The organism is Komagataeibacter intermedius TF2 (genome assembly GCF_000964425.1).
GTDB lineage: Bacteria > Pseudomonadota > Alphaproteobacteria > Acetobacterales > Acetobacteraceae > Komagataeibacter > Komagataeibacter intermedius.
Genome location: NZ_BANF01000588.1, coordinates 1 through 329, shown reverse-complemented (window position 1 = coordinate 329; position 329 = coordinate 1). Strand labels below are relative to the sequence as shown.

The following is a 329-nucleotide window of genomic DNA, read 5'->3' as shown; positions in this document are numbered from 1 at the left end:
TATTGATGCTTAAAATCGCATATAAACGGTGTCTTGTGTAAAAAAATATATATGGACAGCCGTGGCCACGCGTAGGCTTTCGTCACGTCGCCTTTGTGATCAATAATTCCCATTCGCTGAAGCGCCGCATGATCAGCCTGTTTGCTTCTGGTGTCCGATGATATGGTCCGGCAGGGTTCGGTTGCGTTGACAAAATCTGGAGCCCGACCAAGCCGGATGAAAGGCATTATCTGGCGTGATCAGCTCAGCGTCGCTCCTTTTCTGGTGGGCGGAAAGGCTGGAATCCGGCTTTCCGTTGTTGCATCCCATGACCACCATCCGCCTCTGCC

Annotated in this window: 1 protein-coding gene; it reads right to left on the bottom strand. The window is 51.7% G+C overall.

The features are described 5' to 3' along the window. Positions 1-132: 132 nt before the first annotated feature. Positions 133-329: hypothetical protein (locus B7449_RS22450; RefSeq protein ID WP_209426790.1), on the bottom strand; the 197-nt coding region annotated here is incomplete at its 5' end.